This is a genomic window from Micromonospora sp. NPDC047074 (genome assembly GCF_040643815.1).
GTDB lineage: Bacteria > Actinomycetota > Actinomycetes > Mycobacteriales > Micromonosporaceae > Micromonospora.
Genome location: NZ_JBEYVB010000018.1, coordinates 36255 through 51201, shown reverse-complemented (window position 1 = coordinate 51201; position 14947 = coordinate 36255). Strand labels below are relative to the sequence as shown.

Annotated in this window: 14 protein-coding genes and 1 riboswitch; of the genes, 11 read left to right on the top strand and 3 right to left on the bottom strand. The window is 72.7% G+C overall.

Going from position 1 to position 14947, the window contains the following annotated elements:
* Positions 1-10: 10 nt before the first annotated feature.
* The 4 genes from ABZ809_RS21435 to ABZ809_RS21420 all read left to right on the top strand — a co-directional run bounded on the left by ABZ809_RS21435 (position 11) and on the right by ABZ809_RS21420 (position 3641).
* Positions 11-742: an RraA family protein gene (locus ABZ809_RS21435; protein WP_357564330.1), complete on the top strand. Its 732-nt coding sequence runs from the start codon at positions 11-13 to the stop codon at positions 740-742.
* 87 nt (positions 743-829) lie between these two features.
* Positions 830-941: riboswitch (SAM riboswitch) on the top strand.
* Positions 942-1213: 272 nt separating this feature from the next.
* Entirely contained in the window at positions 1214-2074 is an 861-nt protein-coding gene (locus ABZ809_RS21430) for an ABC transporter substrate-binding protein (protein WP_357564329.1), read from the top strand.
* 44 nt (positions 2075-2118) lie between these two features.
* Complete coding sequence (locus tag ABZ809_RS21425; RefSeq protein WP_357564328.1) at positions 2119-2901, top strand: amino acid ABC transporter permease; 783 nt, start codon at positions 2119-2121, stop codon at positions 2899-2901.
* Positions 2902-2903: 2 nt separating this feature from the next.
* Positions 2904-3641: an amino acid ABC transporter ATP-binding protein gene (locus ABZ809_RS21420; RefSeq protein WP_357564386.1), complete on the top strand. Its 738-nt coding sequence runs from the start codon at positions 2904-2906 to the stop codon at positions 3639-3641.
* A 75-nt stretch (positions 3642-3716) separates the two neighbouring features.
* Here the strand turns inward: ABZ809_RS21420 and sodN are convergent, their stop codons facing one another.
* Positions 3717-4121 (bottom strand): superoxide dismutase, Ni, encoded by a 405-nt coding sequence (gene sodN, locus ABZ809_RS21415; RefSeq protein WP_357564327.1) that lies wholly within the window; start codon positions 4119-4121, stop codon positions 3717-3719.
* Positions 4122-4340: 219 nt separating this feature from the next.
* On the opposite strand from sodN, the gene ABZ809_RS21410 reads away from it, so the two are divergent.
* From ABZ809_RS21410 to ABZ809_RS21400, 3 genes are all read left to right on the top strand, one after another.
* Positions 4341-5471 (top strand): N-acetylmuramoyl-L-alanine amidase, encoded by a 1131-nt coding sequence (locus ABZ809_RS21410; protein WP_357564326.1) that lies wholly within the window; start codon positions 4341-4343, stop codon positions 5469-5471.
* A 119-nt stretch (positions 5472-5590) separates the two neighbouring features.
* On the top strand, positions 5591-6004 hold the full coding sequence (locus ABZ809_RS21405) for a VOC family protein (protein WP_357564325.1): 414 nt from the start codon (positions 5591-5593) through the stop codon (positions 6002-6004).
* A 182-nt stretch (positions 6005-6186) separates the two neighbouring features.
* Positions 6187-8370 carry a glycogen debranching N-terminal domain-containing protein gene (locus tag ABZ809_RS21400; RefSeq protein WP_357564324.1) on the top strand — a complete coding sequence of 728 codons (2184 nt, stop codon included), beginning with the start codon at positions 6187-6189 and terminating at the stop codon, positions 8368-8370.
* A 16-nt stretch (positions 8371-8386) separates the two neighbouring features.
* On the opposite strand, the gene ABZ809_RS21395 is transcribed toward ABZ809_RS21400, so the two are convergent.
* A complete protein-coding gene (locus ABZ809_RS21395; protein WP_357564323.1) occupies positions 8387-8950 on the bottom strand; it encodes an ester cyclase in 564 nt (187 codons plus the stop codon).
* Between the two features lie 11 nt (positions 8951-8961).
* Between ABZ809_RS21395 and ABZ809_RS21390 the strand changes: the two genes are divergently transcribed.
* The 4 genes from ABZ809_RS21390 to ABZ809_RS21375 all read left to right on the top strand — a co-directional run bounded on the left by ABZ809_RS21390 (position 8962) and on the right by ABZ809_RS21375 (position 11894).
* Entirely contained in the window at positions 8962-9144 is a 183-nt protein-coding gene (locus tag ABZ809_RS21390; RefSeq protein ID WP_357564322.1) for a hypothetical protein, read from the top strand.
* Between the two features lie 42 nt (positions 9145-9186).
* Complete coding sequence (locus tag ABZ809_RS21385) at positions 9187-9708, top strand: N-acetyltransferase (RefSeq protein WP_357564321.1); 522 nt, start codon at positions 9187-9189, stop codon at positions 9706-9708.
* Between the two features lie 181 nt (positions 9709-9889).
* Entirely contained in the window at positions 9890-11404 is a 1515-nt protein-coding gene (locus ABZ809_RS21380) for an FMN-binding glutamate synthase family protein (protein ID WP_357564320.1), read from the top strand.
* 85 nt (positions 11405-11489) lie between these two features.
* The gene (locus ABZ809_RS21375; protein WP_357564319.1) at positions 11490-11894 is read left to right on the top strand and encodes a DUF2809 domain-containing protein; all 405 of its coding nucleotides are present in this window, start codon (positions 11490-11492) and stop codon (positions 11892-11894) included.
* Between the two features lie 76 nt (positions 11895-11970).
* Here ABZ809_RS21375 and ABZ809_RS21370 read toward each other — a convergent pair whose 3' ends face one another.
* Positions 11971-14811 carry a BTAD domain-containing putative transcriptional regulator gene (locus tag ABZ809_RS21370; RefSeq protein WP_357564318.1) on the bottom strand — a complete coding sequence of 947 codons (2841 nt, stop codon included), beginning with the start codon at positions 14809-14811 and terminating at the stop codon, positions 11971-11973.
* Positions 14812-14947: the final 136 nt, after the last annotated feature.

Here is a 14947-nt window from a genome sequence, read left to right as displayed (position 1 = left end):
CCTCCCTACGATGACCGCCCACGACTCGGGCAACCGCCGGGAGGACGTCATGCGGGAGCGCTTCGCCGACCTGTCCACGCCGCTGATCGCCGACGCCTGCGTACGCCTCGGTGTGCCGCCGCGCGCCGCGCCGGCCGGGATCCGGGCGGTCGTGCCCGGTCACCGCCTCGCGGGCCGGGTGCTGCCCGTACGCCACCACGGCAGCGTGGACGTGTTCCTGGAGGCGTACGCGGGCGCGGCCCCGGGCGACGTGCTCGTGATCGACAACGGCGGCCGGACCGACGAGGCGTGCGTCGGGGACCTGGCGGTGCTGGAGGGCGTCGCGGCCGGGATCGCCGGCCTCGTGGTCTGGGGCCTGCACCGGGACACGCCCGAGCTGGTGGAGATCGGCCTGCCCGTGTTCAGCTACGGCAGCCTCCCCCTCGGCCCGACCCGGCTCGACCCTCGGGAGCCGGAGACGCTCACCAGCGCCCGGGTCGGGCCGCATCCGGTGGGCCCCGACGACCTGGTCGTCGCCGACGACGACGGGGTGCTCTTCCTCCCGGCCGGGCGCGCCGCCGAGCTGTGCGCGGCGGCGGAACGCATCCGGGACGTCGAGCGGGTGCAGGCGCGGCGGATCCGCGCCGGGGAGACGCTGCGGGAGCAGACGGCCTTCGCCGACTACCTGGCCCGCCGGGCCGCCGATCCGGCCTACACCTTCCGGCGGCACCTGCGGCACGTCGGTGGGGCGATCGAGGAGTGACGCCCGGCCGCGGGTCCGTCGGCCCCGGGTGAGGGTCGTCATAGCGGCTGGACGGCCCACCCCGGCGGGCTGCTAGCCTCGGCGGCAGGTCATGAGCGTCAGCGTCAAGCCCCGGCTCGCTGGCCGGCAACCCTCGTCCGCGCAGGGGTGCCCCGGGTGAAGACCAGGCACCGGAGTTGCTCCGGTGCAAGTGCGGCCTGGTTCCCAGGTCGATCCCGACCGAGGAGAGCCATGATCATCTGCAGCGGTGCCCCACCGGCGGTTCCCGCCGTGGGTCCGGCGTCGCCGGCCCTGACCCGCCGTCGCCACGTCGACATGATGCGGGTCTGCGCCACCTCCTGTCGCCCCGGCGCCCCGCGCTAGGCGCGGCACCTCTTCTTTCCCCGGACCATCCCAGCGGTACGCCCACCGGGCGCACCGTCGGCGGCGCACGCCCGTTCCCGCCGCCGGAACACCCATTCGGAGACACCTGTGCGAATTCTTCCTGCCCTCACCCGGGCCGCCGCCCTCGGCGTGGCCGCCGTCCTCGCCGCCACCGCGCTGGCCGCCTGCGGCGGCGAGGACGCGTCCACCGCCTCGGCCGACAACCCGTACGGCCTGCTCCAGCCGGGCGTGCTGCGCGCCGGCACGCTCACCGACGCGCCGCCGAACGTCTATCTCAAGGACGGCAAATTCACCGGCTTCGACAACGACCTGCTCACTGCGGTCGCCGCGAAGGTCGGCCTGAAGGTGGAGTTCGTCGGCACCGACTTCTCCGCCCTGCTCGCCCAGGTCAACAACCGCAAGTTCGACATCGGCAGTTCCTCGATCACCATCACCGAGGCCCGGAAGAAGACCGTCGACTTCGGCAACGGCTACGACTTCGGCCACTTCGGGCTCGACGTGCCGGCCGGCTCGTCCATCACCGGTTTCGACCAGCTCGCCGGCAAGCGGGTGGTCGTCGTGCAGGGCACCGTCCAGGACGACTACGCCACCGGCGAGGGGCTCGACCCGGTCCGGGTACCCGACTACAACGGCGCGATCAACCAGCTCAAGGCCGGCACCGCCGACGCCTGGATCGCCCCCGCCGAGATCGGTGACAAGTCGGCCGCCGACAGCGCCGGCAAGATCAAGGTGGCGGCAAAGCTGCTCAGCCCGGCTCCCACGGCGTACGCGTTCGCCAAGGGCAACGACAAGCTGCGCGAGGCGCTGGACAAGGGCCTCGACGAGGTGATCGCGGACGGCACATGGAGCCGGCTGCAGGCCCAGTACTACCCGGGCCGGCCGATCCCGGCCGACTTCAGGCCGGGCAGCGGCGCGGTGGTGGCGCCGTCGCCGTCGGCGAGTTCCTGAGACGTACGGATGACGAGCGAGCGGGGCGGTAGGAGAGGCGACCGATGGATCCGTTGAGCACCCTGTGGGAGACCTTCTTCGACTGGGACTCCATGCGCGAGGCGCTACCCGAGATGGTGACCGTCGGGCTGCCCAACACGCTGATCCTGGCGTTCTCCGCCGCCCTGCTCGGCTCGGTGCTGGGCATGGGGCTGGCCGTCGCCGGCATCTCGCGTACCCGCTGGTTGCGCTGGCCGGCCCGGGTCTACACCGACGTGTTCCGCGGCCTGCCGGCCGCGGCGACGATCCTGCTCATCGGCGTCGGCCTGGCGCCGCTGGGGATGCGGGTGTGGGGCCCCAACCCGTATCCGCTGGGCATCCTGGCGCTGTCGCTGATCGCGGCGGCCTACATCGGCGAGATCTTCCGCTCCGGCATCCAGTCGGTGGAGGCCACCCAGCTGGAGGGGGCCCGGGCCCTGGGGCTGTCCTGGGGCGAGGCGATGCGCCTGGTGATCGTCCCGCAGGGGATCCGGCGGGTGCTGCCGGCCTGGGTGAACCAGCTGATCGCGCTGATCAAGGACTCCAGCCTGGTCTACTTCCTGGGCCTGCTGGCCAGCCAGCGGGAGCTGTTCCGGATCGGGCAGGACTACGCGGCGAACACCGGCAACCAGTCGGCGCTGCTGTTGGCCGGGCTGTTCTACCTGGCGCTGACCGTGCCGCTGACGCACACCGTGAACTGGATCGACCGGCGGCTGCGGCACGGTCGGCAGGCCGCCGCGTCCGCCGCCGACACCGACGACGACCTCGACCTGGCGCTGCCGGGGGCGGCGGGAGGCAACCAGCGATGAGCATCGACACGGCCACCTCGGTGAGCCTGAGCGTCCGCGACGTGCACCTGGCCTTCGGGGCGCACCGGGTGCTGCGCGGCGTGGACCTGGACGTGGCGCGCGGGGCGACGGCCTGCGTGATCGGCCCCTCCGGGTCGGGGAAGTCCACCCTGCTGCGCACGATCAACCGCCTGATCGAGCCCGACCAGGGTGACGTGCTGCTCGACGGGCGCAGCGTGCTGCGCGACGACCCGGACGCCCTGCGGCAGCGGGTCGGCATGGTCTTCCAGCAGTTCAACCTCTTCCCGCACATGAGCGTGCTGCGCAACGTCACCCTCGCGCTGCGCCGCACCCGCAAGCTCGGTGAGGACGAGGCGGTGTCGGTCGCCCGCGGCCACCTGGAGCTGGTGGGGCTCGCCGCCAAGGCCGACGCCCGGCCGGCGCACCTGTCCGGCGGGCAGCAGCAGCGGGTCGCGATCGCCCGCGCGCTGGCGTTGCGGCCGCAGGTGATGCTCTTTGACGAGGCGACCTCGGCCCTGGACCCGGAGCTGGTGAAGGGCGTGCTGGGGCTGATGGCCGAGCTGTCCGCCGGCGGCATGACGATGGTGGTGGTCACCCACGAGATGGGCTTCGCGCGCGAGGTCGCCGACACCGTCGCGTTCATGGACCGTGGCGTCGTGCTGGAGGCGGGCGAACCGGCCGCGATCTTCGAAGGGGCCCGGCATCCCCGGCTGCGCCGGTTCCTGTCCCAGGTGCTCTGAGCGGGGGCGACGACGCCCGGGTGGTGCCCGGCCGGCAGGAGGCTCGGCGGCCGGGCACCACCCGGCGCCCACGGCTCAGTTCTGCTTGGTCTCCCAGAAGATCTTCGAGATCTCCTCGATCCTCGCGAGGAGCTGCTCCGCCACGGCCGGGTCCGCGGAGCCCTTCGCGCCACCCGCGCCGGCCAGCTTGGTGGCCTCGTTGAACAGGCCGTGCAGGTGCGGGTACCGCTCGAAGTGCGGCGCCTTGAAGTAGTCGGTCCACAGTACCCACAGGTGGTGTTTGACCAGCTCGGCCCGCTGCTCCTTGATGACCAGCGCTCGCGTCCGGAACTCCGGGTCCTCGCTGGCCTGGTACTTCTCGCAGATCGCCCGGAGTGACTCGGCCTCGATCCGGGCCTGCGCGGGGTCGTATACCCCGCAGGGGAGGTCGCAGTGGGCGCTCGCGGCGGTACGCGGGCGGAGCAGGCTGGGCAGTCGCATCAGGTTCCTTTCGACGGAAGAAGGTGTCTTCTCTTCCTTGGGCTACGCCGCGACCGTAGGAGCTGAAGCGGACTTCATGTCAACCGCGCCCGGCATTCCGGCCTGATCAAGGACGCGCAACCCCTGGCGCAGCGCCGAGACTTGGCAATATCCTCCAGTGCACGCCCGCACCCATGAAGGTCATTTTCACCTGGGTGCCCTGGCCACAGAGGAGATGTCGTGCACGTCGAACAATCCGCACTGGACCGCCGGACGCTGCTGCGAGCCGGCCTCGGCGCCGCCACGGTCGCGGTCGTCGGGAGCGAACTCGCCTTCCCGTCCGCCGCGCAGGCGGACCCCGGCGCCGACCTGGACTGGATCTACAGCTGCGACGAGTGGGGCGCGCGCCCGCCCAAGGACCCACTGGCGGTCAGCGCCATCCCCACCAACAAGATCATCGTGCACCACATGGCGTTCCCGAACGTCACCGACTACTCCGAGGCGCAGGCGATCAAGCTGGCCCGCGACTGCCAGAACCTGCACATGGACGGCAACGGCTGGTCCGACACCGGCCAGCACTTCACCGTCAGCCGGGGCGGCCACGTCCTGGAGGGACGCCGGGGCAGCCTGGAGCGGCTACAGGCCGGCGACCGGCAGATGATCTCGGCCCACTGCCCGGGCGAGAACGGCCGGGCCATCGGCATCGAGAACGAGGGCACGTACGTCACCGAGACGCCGCCGGAGGCCCTGCTCGACTCGCTGGTCAAGCTCTGCACGACCATCTGCCGGCAGTACGGGCTGCACGCCCACGACATCTTCGGCCACTGGGACTTCCGCACCACGCTGTGCCCCGGCGCCGCCTTCTACCGGCAGTTCCCCACGCTGCGCCGCCGGGTCTTCGACTCGCTCGGCACCGACCTCGCCGACGTGCCGGCCCGCCGCTGGCCGGACCTGTGGCGGTTCGTCGGCTCCCCGTCCGTCCGGGTGGTGCAGTACCTGCTGGCCCACCGGGGCTACGCCGTGCCGGTCAACAGCGTCTTCGACGCCGCCACCGTCGCCGCCGTGCAGGACTGGCAGTACCGCAACGGCATCCCGGTAGACGTCGACGCCACCGTCACGACGCCCACCTGGGAGACCCTGGTGCCGGAGCTGGGCACCGACGCCAGCGGCGCGCCGGTCACCGCCGCGCAGTTCCTGCTCAACTTCCGGGGCTACCCCGAGGTCGCGGTCACCGGCGAGTACGACCACGCGACCAGGACGGCCGTCAAGGACGTCCAGCGTCTGCACCGCCTGCCCGCCCACGGCAAGCTCGACCTCGACACCTGGTGCGCGGTCGTCGGCGGCGTCGTACGCCGGTCGTTCCGGGACTGACCATCGTCGCCGGCCCGTGGGAGCCCTCGCCCCACGGGCCGGCGAAACGCGGTCGCACCTGACCCGCACCAACCGCCTGATCTGCGACGATGAGGCGGTCACGAGCGGAGGAGGGTGCTGTGGCGTCTCGACTCAACCCGTACTTCAGCTTCCCCGGCAACGCCCGCGAGGCGATGGAGTTCTACCAGCGGGTGTTCGGCGGTTCGCTGTCGACGAGCACCTTCGGCGAGTTCGGTACCGACGACCCGACGCTCGCCGACAAGATCATGCACGCGCTGCTGGAGACCGACCAGGGTTTCGCCCTGATGGGCTCGGACACCGCGCCCGGCATGGAGCACGACCCCGGCAACAACGTCGCGGTGAGCCTCAGCGGCGACGACTCCGACGAGCTGCGCGGCTTCTGGGAGCGGCTCGCAGACGGCGGCACGGTGACGGTGCCGCTGGACAAGCAGATGTGGGGCGACGAGTTCGGCATGTGCATCGACCGGTTCGGCATCGGCTGGATGGTGAACATCAGCCCGGCCCAGGGCTGAGCCTTGCCGGGCGGCCCCCGACGCGGGAGACGCGGCGCAGCCGCAGGTGTACGCCGGCCACCAGCGGGTAGGGACCGCTGTCCGGCGGGCCCGGGCCACGCCCACGGTGTGCCCTGGCCCGCAGCCGCCGGCCAGGGGGTGCGCCCGATGCTGTCAACGCCTGTGCCCGCCCGGCCCGCCCGGTGCGCCCGCCCAAGGGCGAGCGCACCCCGGCCGCGATGACCCGGGTCCGCAACCTGCGTGTCCGCCCGGACCTGCTCTACGTGGCGAGCGGCTGGAGCACGCTGGTCACCGACGTCCGGGGGCGGATCACCGGCGCCGATCCGCAGGGCTTCTTCGCCCGCAACACGCGGGTGCTCAGCACGGAACGCCTCAGCGTCGACGGCCGGGAGCCGGTCCCGTTCAGCACGGCCAACGTGGCGGGGCACGCCCAGCTCTCGTACGCCGCCCTCGGCGACGGTGAGACGCTGCCGTCGCAGGCGGCGTACCTGCTGGTGGAGCGTTTCGTCGGCGAGGGGCTGCGCACCCGGCTGACCGTGTCCAGCTACGCGGCGACGCCGATCGAGCCGCGGCTGCGGATCCAGCTCGACGCCGACTTCGCCGACACCAGCGAGGCCGAGTCCGGGCACCGGGTGCAGTCCGGCGCCGTGGACGCGAGCTGGGACGACGGGAGCCGGGAGCTGCGCCTGACCTACCGGTGCGACGGCCTCGACCGAGCGGTGGCGATCGGCGTACGGGCCGACTCGCCCGTCCGGTACGCCGACGGCACCCTGACCGTCGACGTCGCGGTGCCGCCCGGTGGATCCCGCCGGGTGGAACTCCTCGTCGAACCCGTCTTCGACGGGCGGCGCCTCACCGCACCGCCGCCGGCCTTCGACGAGCCGGACGACGCCGCCGCCCGCGCCCGCGGCACGCTGGCCCGGGAACTCGCCCGCCTGCACAGCAGCAACTTCGACGTCACCGCCGCCTGGCGGTGCGCGGTCGACGACCTGGCCGTGCTGCCGCTTGGCGAACCGGAGGGCCCGACGGCGCCGATGGCGGGCCTGCCGATCTACCAGGAGATCTTCGGCCGCGACACGATGACCGCGTCGTGGCAGGCGCTGCTCGCCGGGCCGACGATGCTGGCCGACAGCCTGCGGCTCAACGCCCACCACATCGGGCGGCGCATCGACGACTGGCGCGACGAGGAACCCGGCAAGCCGTTGCACGAGGCCCGGCGGGGCCCGGTGTCCACGCTCGGGATCGACCCGTTCGACGGCTACTACGGCGACTGGTCGACCGCGCCCGACTTCCTGATCTTCCTCGGCCAGTACCTGGCCTGGACCGGCGACCTCGACACCGTACGGGACCTGCTGCCGACCGCGCGGCGCGTCCTCGGCTGGATCGACCGGTTCGGCGACCTCGACCGGGACGGCTTCCTCGAATACCACCGCCGGTCCCCCGTCGGCCTGAAGAACCAGGGGTGGAAGGACTCGGAGAGCGCCGTCGTCGACGAGCACGGCGTGGTGGTGCCGAACCCGATCGCGAGCAGCGAGTTGCAGGCGTACTGGTACGCGGCGCTGCGGCACGCCGGAGCGGTGTTCGCCGCGACCGGCCATCCCGCCTTCGGCGCCGGGCTGGTCCGCAGGGCCGCCGCCCTGCGCCGCCGCTTCCACCGCGCCTACTGGATGCCGGACGAGGGCTGCCACGCCATGGCCCTCGGGCCCGACAAGCGGCAGGTCCGCTCGGTCAACTCCAACGACGGTCACCTGCTGGCCACCGGGATCGTGCCCGCCCGCATCGCCCCGCTCGTCGCCGACCGGCTGCTGGCCCCCGACATGTTCAGCGGCTGGGGGGTCCGCACCCTGTCCTCGGCCCACCCGGCGTACAACCCGTTCAGCTACCACCGGGGCAGCGTCTGGCCGGTGGAGGCGGGCACGATCGGGCTGGGGTTGGCCCGCTACGGCTGCTGGGAGCACCTGCACCGGCTCGCCGAGGGGATGTTCGCCGGGGCGGCGATCTTCGCCGAGCACCGCCTGCCGGAGGTGCTCAGCGGGCTGCCCCGCGACGCCGCCCACCCGCATCCCGGCGTCTATCCGGATTCCTGCTCGCCGCAGGCGTGGTCGGCCAGCGCCGTCGTCGCGCTGGTCCAGGCACTGCTGGCGCTGCGCCCGGCCGCCCCGCTTCGGACGATCTTCGTCGACCCGCATCTGCCCGAGTGGCTGCCGGACCTCGTGCTGGAGGGCGTACGGGTCGGCGGTCGCACGGTCGACCTGACCGTACGCCGCGGGCGCGGCGGGCGGACGTCGCTGCGCGCCCGGGGCGACCGGATCGCGGTGGTCCGCCGGCCCACGCTCCAGGCGTCGGCCACCCGCCGGCGGTGCTGAGCCAGACTGTCCGTGTTCAGGGCCGGGTGCCCAGGTCCGGTGGCGTGGTGGCGAGCAGGCGGGGGTCGGGTTCACCCGCCATGGACAGCAGGCCGCGGACGGCTCTGACCGCCGTCGGCCAGTGTCGGGGGTTGCGCAGGTCGAGGCCGCCGAGCAGTTGTTTGAGCATGGTCAGGGTGTCGAAGTAGATCCGCTCGCAGACCAGGTTCTCCTGCTCGTCGAAGAGGAAGTACGCCGTCATCCGCACCCGGAACGTCTGCCCCGTCGGCGGAATCTTCCCCAGCGGTCCCAGGTGGGTGCCCATGAGCCAGAACTCGACGATGACCGCGTCGTGGCTGTGCCGCAGCGCGATGATCTCGTGATGCTGGTCGGGGAACGCGACACGCGTGTCGTGGTAGTAGCCGCGCACCGCGGAGTCTCCGTCGTGGACGGTCAGGGTGGCGACGAGCTCATAGTGCGGGTGCGGGAACGTTGCCAGCACGTCGTCCCACCGCTGGACCACCTCGTCGTGGAAGTGGTCGAGAACGAGCTTCTGCCGCGTCCTCAGGATCTCGGTGGCGGGGATGTCGAACTGCTTCACGGGTGCTCCCTGTGGCAGGCGTGAGGGTGGCGTACTTCCTGGTCGGCGTGGGTCACCGGCCGTGCGTGATCGCGCCGTGGCCCACCCTCGCGGAGGCAGCGCCAGGTCTCGCCAGGTGCGACCACGACGACGAGTTCGAGTTCGCCCTGGCCATGATCGGCGAGGTGGTGACCCGGCGGGCCGGAGAGCGCTGATATTGGCGAGCGTACGTGCCCCGGCTCACCTATCCTCGCCCGGTGCTGATCAGACGTGAGACCCCCGCCGACACCGACGCGATCCGGGCGGTGCACCTCGCCGCCTTCGCCGACCCGGCCAAGCCGGACGCCGTACCCGTCGAAGCCGGGCTGGTGGACGCGCTGCGCGCGGACGACGGCTGGCTGCCCGCTTTCTCCCTCGTGGCGGTCGACGGCGGGCAGGTCGTGGGGCACGTGGTGGCCACCCGGGCCCGGGTGGCCGGCGAACCCGTCGCGCTGGGGCTGGGCCCGCTCGGCGTACTGCCGGACCGGCAGCGGCGCGGCGTCGGCTGCGCGCTGATGCACGCGGTGCTCGGCGCGGCCGACGCGCGCGACGAGCCCCTCGTGGTGCTGCTCGGGCACCCCGACTACTACCCGCGCTTCGGGTTCCGCCCGGCCGTCGACCTCGGCGTCACCCCACCGCAGCCGTGGGGGCCGCAGTACTTCATGGCACGCCCGCTGACCGCCTGGCAGCCGTCGATCCGGGGCGGGTTCACCTACGCCCGCCCGTTCGACGAGTTGTAGGCGGTCCACCTGCGGCCTTCCCCACCTGTCGATCGTCCGGCATCAGTGGCGGATGGGAAAGGTGTCACGTTCCAGGCGTCGGCCACCCGTCGGCGGGGTGAGCGGAAGGTTCGCGCCGATCCGCCGGGAATCCGTACGCCGGTCCGTTTGGCGCCCGACGATCGCGGAAAGAGTGGCGGGCATGAAGTGGGCCAGCCGAGTCGTACCCGCCGCCGTCGCCGCCGTCGCCGCCCTCGCCGCGCGGGACCTGATCCAACGCGACCACGCGCTGCTGCGCACCTTCCCGGTCCTCGGCCGGGCCCGGTACCTGCTGGAGTCCATCGGGCCGGAGCTGCGCCAGTACATCGTCGCGGGCAACAACGAGGAGCGGCCGTTCACCCGCGACCAGCGCCGCTGGGTGTACGCCTCGGCGAAGCAGCAGAACAACTACTTCGGCTTCGGCACCGACAACGACATCGAGTTCACCCCCGGCTATCCGATCATCAAACACCGCACCTTCGGCCCGGCCGTGCCGCCGTCGGCACCCGGCGCGGGACACGACGTGCGACTGCCGGGCGCGAAGGTGCTCGGCGCCGCCCGGGGCCGCGCCCGCGCGTTCCGTCCCGAATCGGTGGTGAACATCTCCGGGATGAGCTACGGGTCGCTCTCCGGCAACGCCGTCGAGGCGCTCAACCGGGGCGCCGCGCTGGCGGGCTGCCTGCAGAACACCGGCGAGGGCGGGCTGTCCCCGTACCACCGCAAGGGCGGTGACCTGGTCTTCCAGATCGGCACCGCGTACTTCGGCTGCCGGGACGAGCACGGCCGGTTCAGCCTGGACCGGCTCCGGGACCTGGTCGCCGGCGCGCCGGTGCGGGCGCTGGAGATCAAGCTCAGCCAGGGCGCGAAACCCAGCCTCGGCGGCCTGCTCCCGGCCGCCAAGGTGTCCGCGGAGATCGCGGCGACCCGGGGCATCCCGCAGGGGCGGGACTGCGTCAGCCCGTCCCGGCACGCCGAGTTCTCCGACTGCGACAGCCTGCTCGACTGGGTGGAACTGCTCGCCGCCGAGACCGGCCTGCCGGTCGGCATCAAGTCCGCCGTGGGCGACCTGGGCTTCTGGGAGGAGCTGACCACCCTGATGCGGGACACCGGGCGTGGGGTCGACTTCGTCACCGTCGACGGCGGCGAGGGCGGCACCGGCGCCGCCCCGCTGATCTTCACCGACTCCGTGTCGCTACCGTTCCAGCAGGGCTTCGCCCGGGTCTACAGGATCTTCGCCGAGCGTGACCTGCACGAGCAGGTGGTGTTCGTCGGGTCCGGCAAGCTCGGCCTGCCGGACAACGCGGTGGTGGCGTTCGCGCTCGGCTGCGACATGGTCAACGTCGGCCGGGAGGCGATGCTGGCAATCGGTTGCATCCAGGCGCAGAAGTGCCACACCGACACCTGCCCCACCGGCGTCGCCACGCAGAACCCGTGGCTCGTCCGGGGCGTGGACCCCGCCTCGAAGTCGGTGCGCGCGGCCAACTACGTCCGGACGCTGCGCCGGGACCTGGTCAAGGTCGCCGAGGCGTGCGGCGTCGAGCACCCGGGGCTGATCGACGCGGACGCGATCGAGATCCTCGGCGGCCGTACCACCTCCCGCCCGCTGCACGAGGTGTACGGCTACCGCCCGGGTGGGGGCTGCCGTCCGCCGCCGACCGGGCGGAGATCGCCCGGCTGATGACGGCGGAGGCCCCGCGGGGCGGCACCGCACCACCCTCGCCGACCGCGATGTCCTGACCCTCCGTCGGGCTACCATCGCCGGGATGTCCACCACCCCTCGGCGGATCCGGATCCTGCTGCTCGCCGCAGCCGCCCTCTTCCTGGCCGTCGCCCTCGTCGTCCGCGCACTGGCTGACGGCGGACTCGAACAGCACTCCGGCACCGCGCTGTACGCGGCCATGGTCTGGGCCGGCACGCTGTTCCTCTGGCCGCGCCTCTCACCGCCGGTGGCGGGCGCGGGCGCGATCGCCTTCTGCTGGGCGGTCGAGGCGGCACAGCTGACCGGGATACCGGCGGCGCTGTCGGCGCGCAGCCTGCTGGCCCGGCTCGTGCTCGGGGTGCAGTTCGATCCCGTCGATCTCGCCTGGTACCCCGTCGGGGTGCTGCCGCTGGTGGCGGCGCACCGGATCGCCCTCGTCCGCGCGCGGCGTCGGCTGCCATCGGCGTGACTCCGATCGGCACCGATATGGCGGCTCCTGGCCGCCTTCCCCGCGGGTCGGCTCGGCGGCGCCTACGTACCGGCGATCAGCGCGGCAGGACGGCGGAGCCCTTGCGGTAGTTGCGGCCGTTGTCCTCCCCCGGCAGAAGACGGAGCTTGGCGCGCACGTCATCGGCGTCGGAGTGCCCAAGGTCGACAAGGATGTCCAGTGCCGCCCGCCAGGCCTCGCGGGCGGCGGTGGCCGCACCACCGGCCTGCCGGGTGTCGCCCAGGTGGACGAGCACCTCGGCCTCGTGGTGCCGATCGCCGGCCTCTCTCAGCAGATCGACGGCTGCCTGGTAGCACTCCGCGGCCTGCGGGTAGTGCCCGAGGTGGTGGTGGGCGTAGCCGAGGCTGTCCAGGGTGGCCGCCTGGCTGTACCGGTCGTCGAGTTCGCGAAGCAGCGTGAGGGCCTTCCCGCAATAGCTGAGGGTGCCATGGCAGTCGCCGAGCAGCCCCCGGTACCAGCCGACGGCGTTGAGGGTGTCCGCCTGCCCCGCCCGGTGGTCGGCCGCCCGGAACAGTTCCAGGGCGCGTTCGGAGTTGCGCAGCGCGTCGCGGAGCTTCCCCGCTCCCTCGGCGGCCCAGCTCAGCCCTCGATAGGTGTGGGCCTGGCCCACCGCATCGCCGGAATCCGCGTATGTCTTGAGGGCGCTCCGGAGGTGGCGATCCGCCCGGTCGTAGTCACCGAGTCGGGTGAACGCCCGACCCAGGTTGCGGTGCGCGTACGCCTCCTGCCTGGATCCGTCGGCCAGGCGACGCGCGGCTTTCTGGGCGGCGCGCTGAGTCGCGAGCAGGTCGTGCCAGTGCCCCTGGCGGTCGAGGAATGTCGCGAGAGCCCACGCCAACGACCAGGTGTGCGTGTGTTCGCCGGCCGCCACAGCTTGTCGGACGGCGGCGAGTATCGCGGGTCGCTCCGCCTCGAACCAGGCGAGTGCCCGGGCGGCGTCGGCAGGAACGTCGGCCGTCACCCCGGCTCGGCACGGATCGAGGGCGATGGCGTCCCGGTGCGGATCCAACGCCAGGTCCATGGCGTGGGCGGTGTGGAGGTAGTGGTCGAGCATCCGGAGGATCGCCGCGCTCTGCTCGGTGCCCGAATCCTGTGCGGAGGCCTGTTCGGACGCGTAGACGCGCAGCAGGTCGTGCAGGGTGTACCGGCCCGGGGAGTGCTCGGCGACCATGTGCGCACGGGTCAGGTCGGCCAGCAGGGCTCGCGCCTGCTGCACCGGGATGCCGGCGAGGCTGGCTGCGGCGGACACGGTGACGTCCGGGCCGGGGTGCACCCCGAGCAGCCGGAAGAGCCGGGCCGCTGGCGACCGGAGCGCCTGGTACGACCAGGAGAAGACCGCCCGGACACGGCTCGCCGGATCCCCCGTGTCGAGGAAGTCCAGCCGTTGATCGGCCTGGTCGAGTTCATCGGCGATGGCCCCGAGCGGAAAGCCGGTCTCGTGAGCGCGGGCCGCGGCGATGGCCAGGGCGAGTGGCAACCGCGCGCAGGCGTCGATGATCCGCCCGACGGCTTCGGGCTCCGCCGCGATCCGGTCCGACCCGAGTCGTCGGGTGAGCAGCCGGCTGGCGTCCGGTGTGGACAACAGGTCGACGGTCAGTGGATGGGCGCCTTCGGCGGCGACCAGGCCGGTGAGCCGTCTGCGGCTGGTGACCACGACCATGGCGGTGGAGGTGCCGGGCAACAGGGGGCGCACGTGGTCGGCGTCGCGGGCATTGTCCAGCACGACCAGGACGCGTTTCTGCGCCAGCAGAGTGCGGTACAGGGCGGCCTGCGCATCGGGGTCCAGCGGAATCCGTTCGGGCGGCACACAGAGGGCGTCGAGGAAACCACGCACCGCCTCGGCGGAGTCCAACAGCCCGCCCGGGGCGAATCCCCGCAGATTCACGAAGAGCTGGCCATCGGGGAACCGGTCCGCGACCCGGTGGGCCCACCGCACCGCGAGCGCGGTCTTGCCGACCCCCGCGGTGCCCGATATCGCGGCGATGACACCGGAGGTCACCTGCTGCTCGGCCGTGTCCAGGATCCGGTCGAGCTGTGTGATGGCGTCGCCCCGGCCGCTGAAGCCGCGTACGTCGGCCGGCAGTTGGGCGGGCACCGTTCGTTCCCGCGGTGCGGCCGCGGGCGCCGCCTGGTCGAGGTCGCCGTGCAGGACCGCCTGGTACAACCGCTGCAACTCCGGGCCGGGGTCGACCCCGAACTGTTCGGCCAGCCGCTGCCGGAGCGTCGCGTAGCAGTCGAACACCTCGGACAGCCGACCGGTCTTCGCCAGCGCCTGCATCAGCACCGCCACCAGCGGCTCGGCGGCCGGATAGTCGTCCAGCAGGGCGCGTACCCGGCTGATTATCCGGGCGTGGTGGTCCAGCCTGAGCGCGGTCCGGGCCCACTCCACCGCCGCGTCCAGTCGTTCCAGGCCCCAGCCGTCCCGCATCCGCGCCGGCCACTCGCCGGAGATGTCCGCCAGGGCCGGGCCCCGCCACATGTCCAGGGCGGCGCGCAGCAGACCGACCCGCTCGCCGTCGGGGTGCCGCCGGGCCTCGCTGACGAGGGACCGGAATCGCAGTAGGTCCACCTGTCGCGGGTCGGCCTGTAACACGTAGCCGTTGCCGCGGTGTACCAGGCTCACCGGTGGCCGCTGCCCGTCGACGGCGTGGGCCTCGTCGAGCAGGCGGCGAATCAGGGTGACGTGGGCGTGGATCGCCGCGCGTGGCTGTGCGGGTGGCCGGTCGCCCCAGATCCTCTCGATCAAGGTCTCGGTCAACACCGGGCGGCCGGCGTCGACCGCCAGGGCAGCGAGGGCGACGCGCCGCTGCGGTGGCCCGGGGTCCAGCCCGCGCGTGCCGGCCCAGACCTCCACCGGCCCGAGCAGTCGAATGTCCATCAAAGCCCCCGTCCGACCACACCGCGCATCCACTACGCCCTGTGACGCCCCAGCCCGCGCCAAGAACGCACCAAGCGCGACACCCAGGACTGAACCACATCATCAAGTGGACAGCAGCCGGCACCGCCGGTGCGAG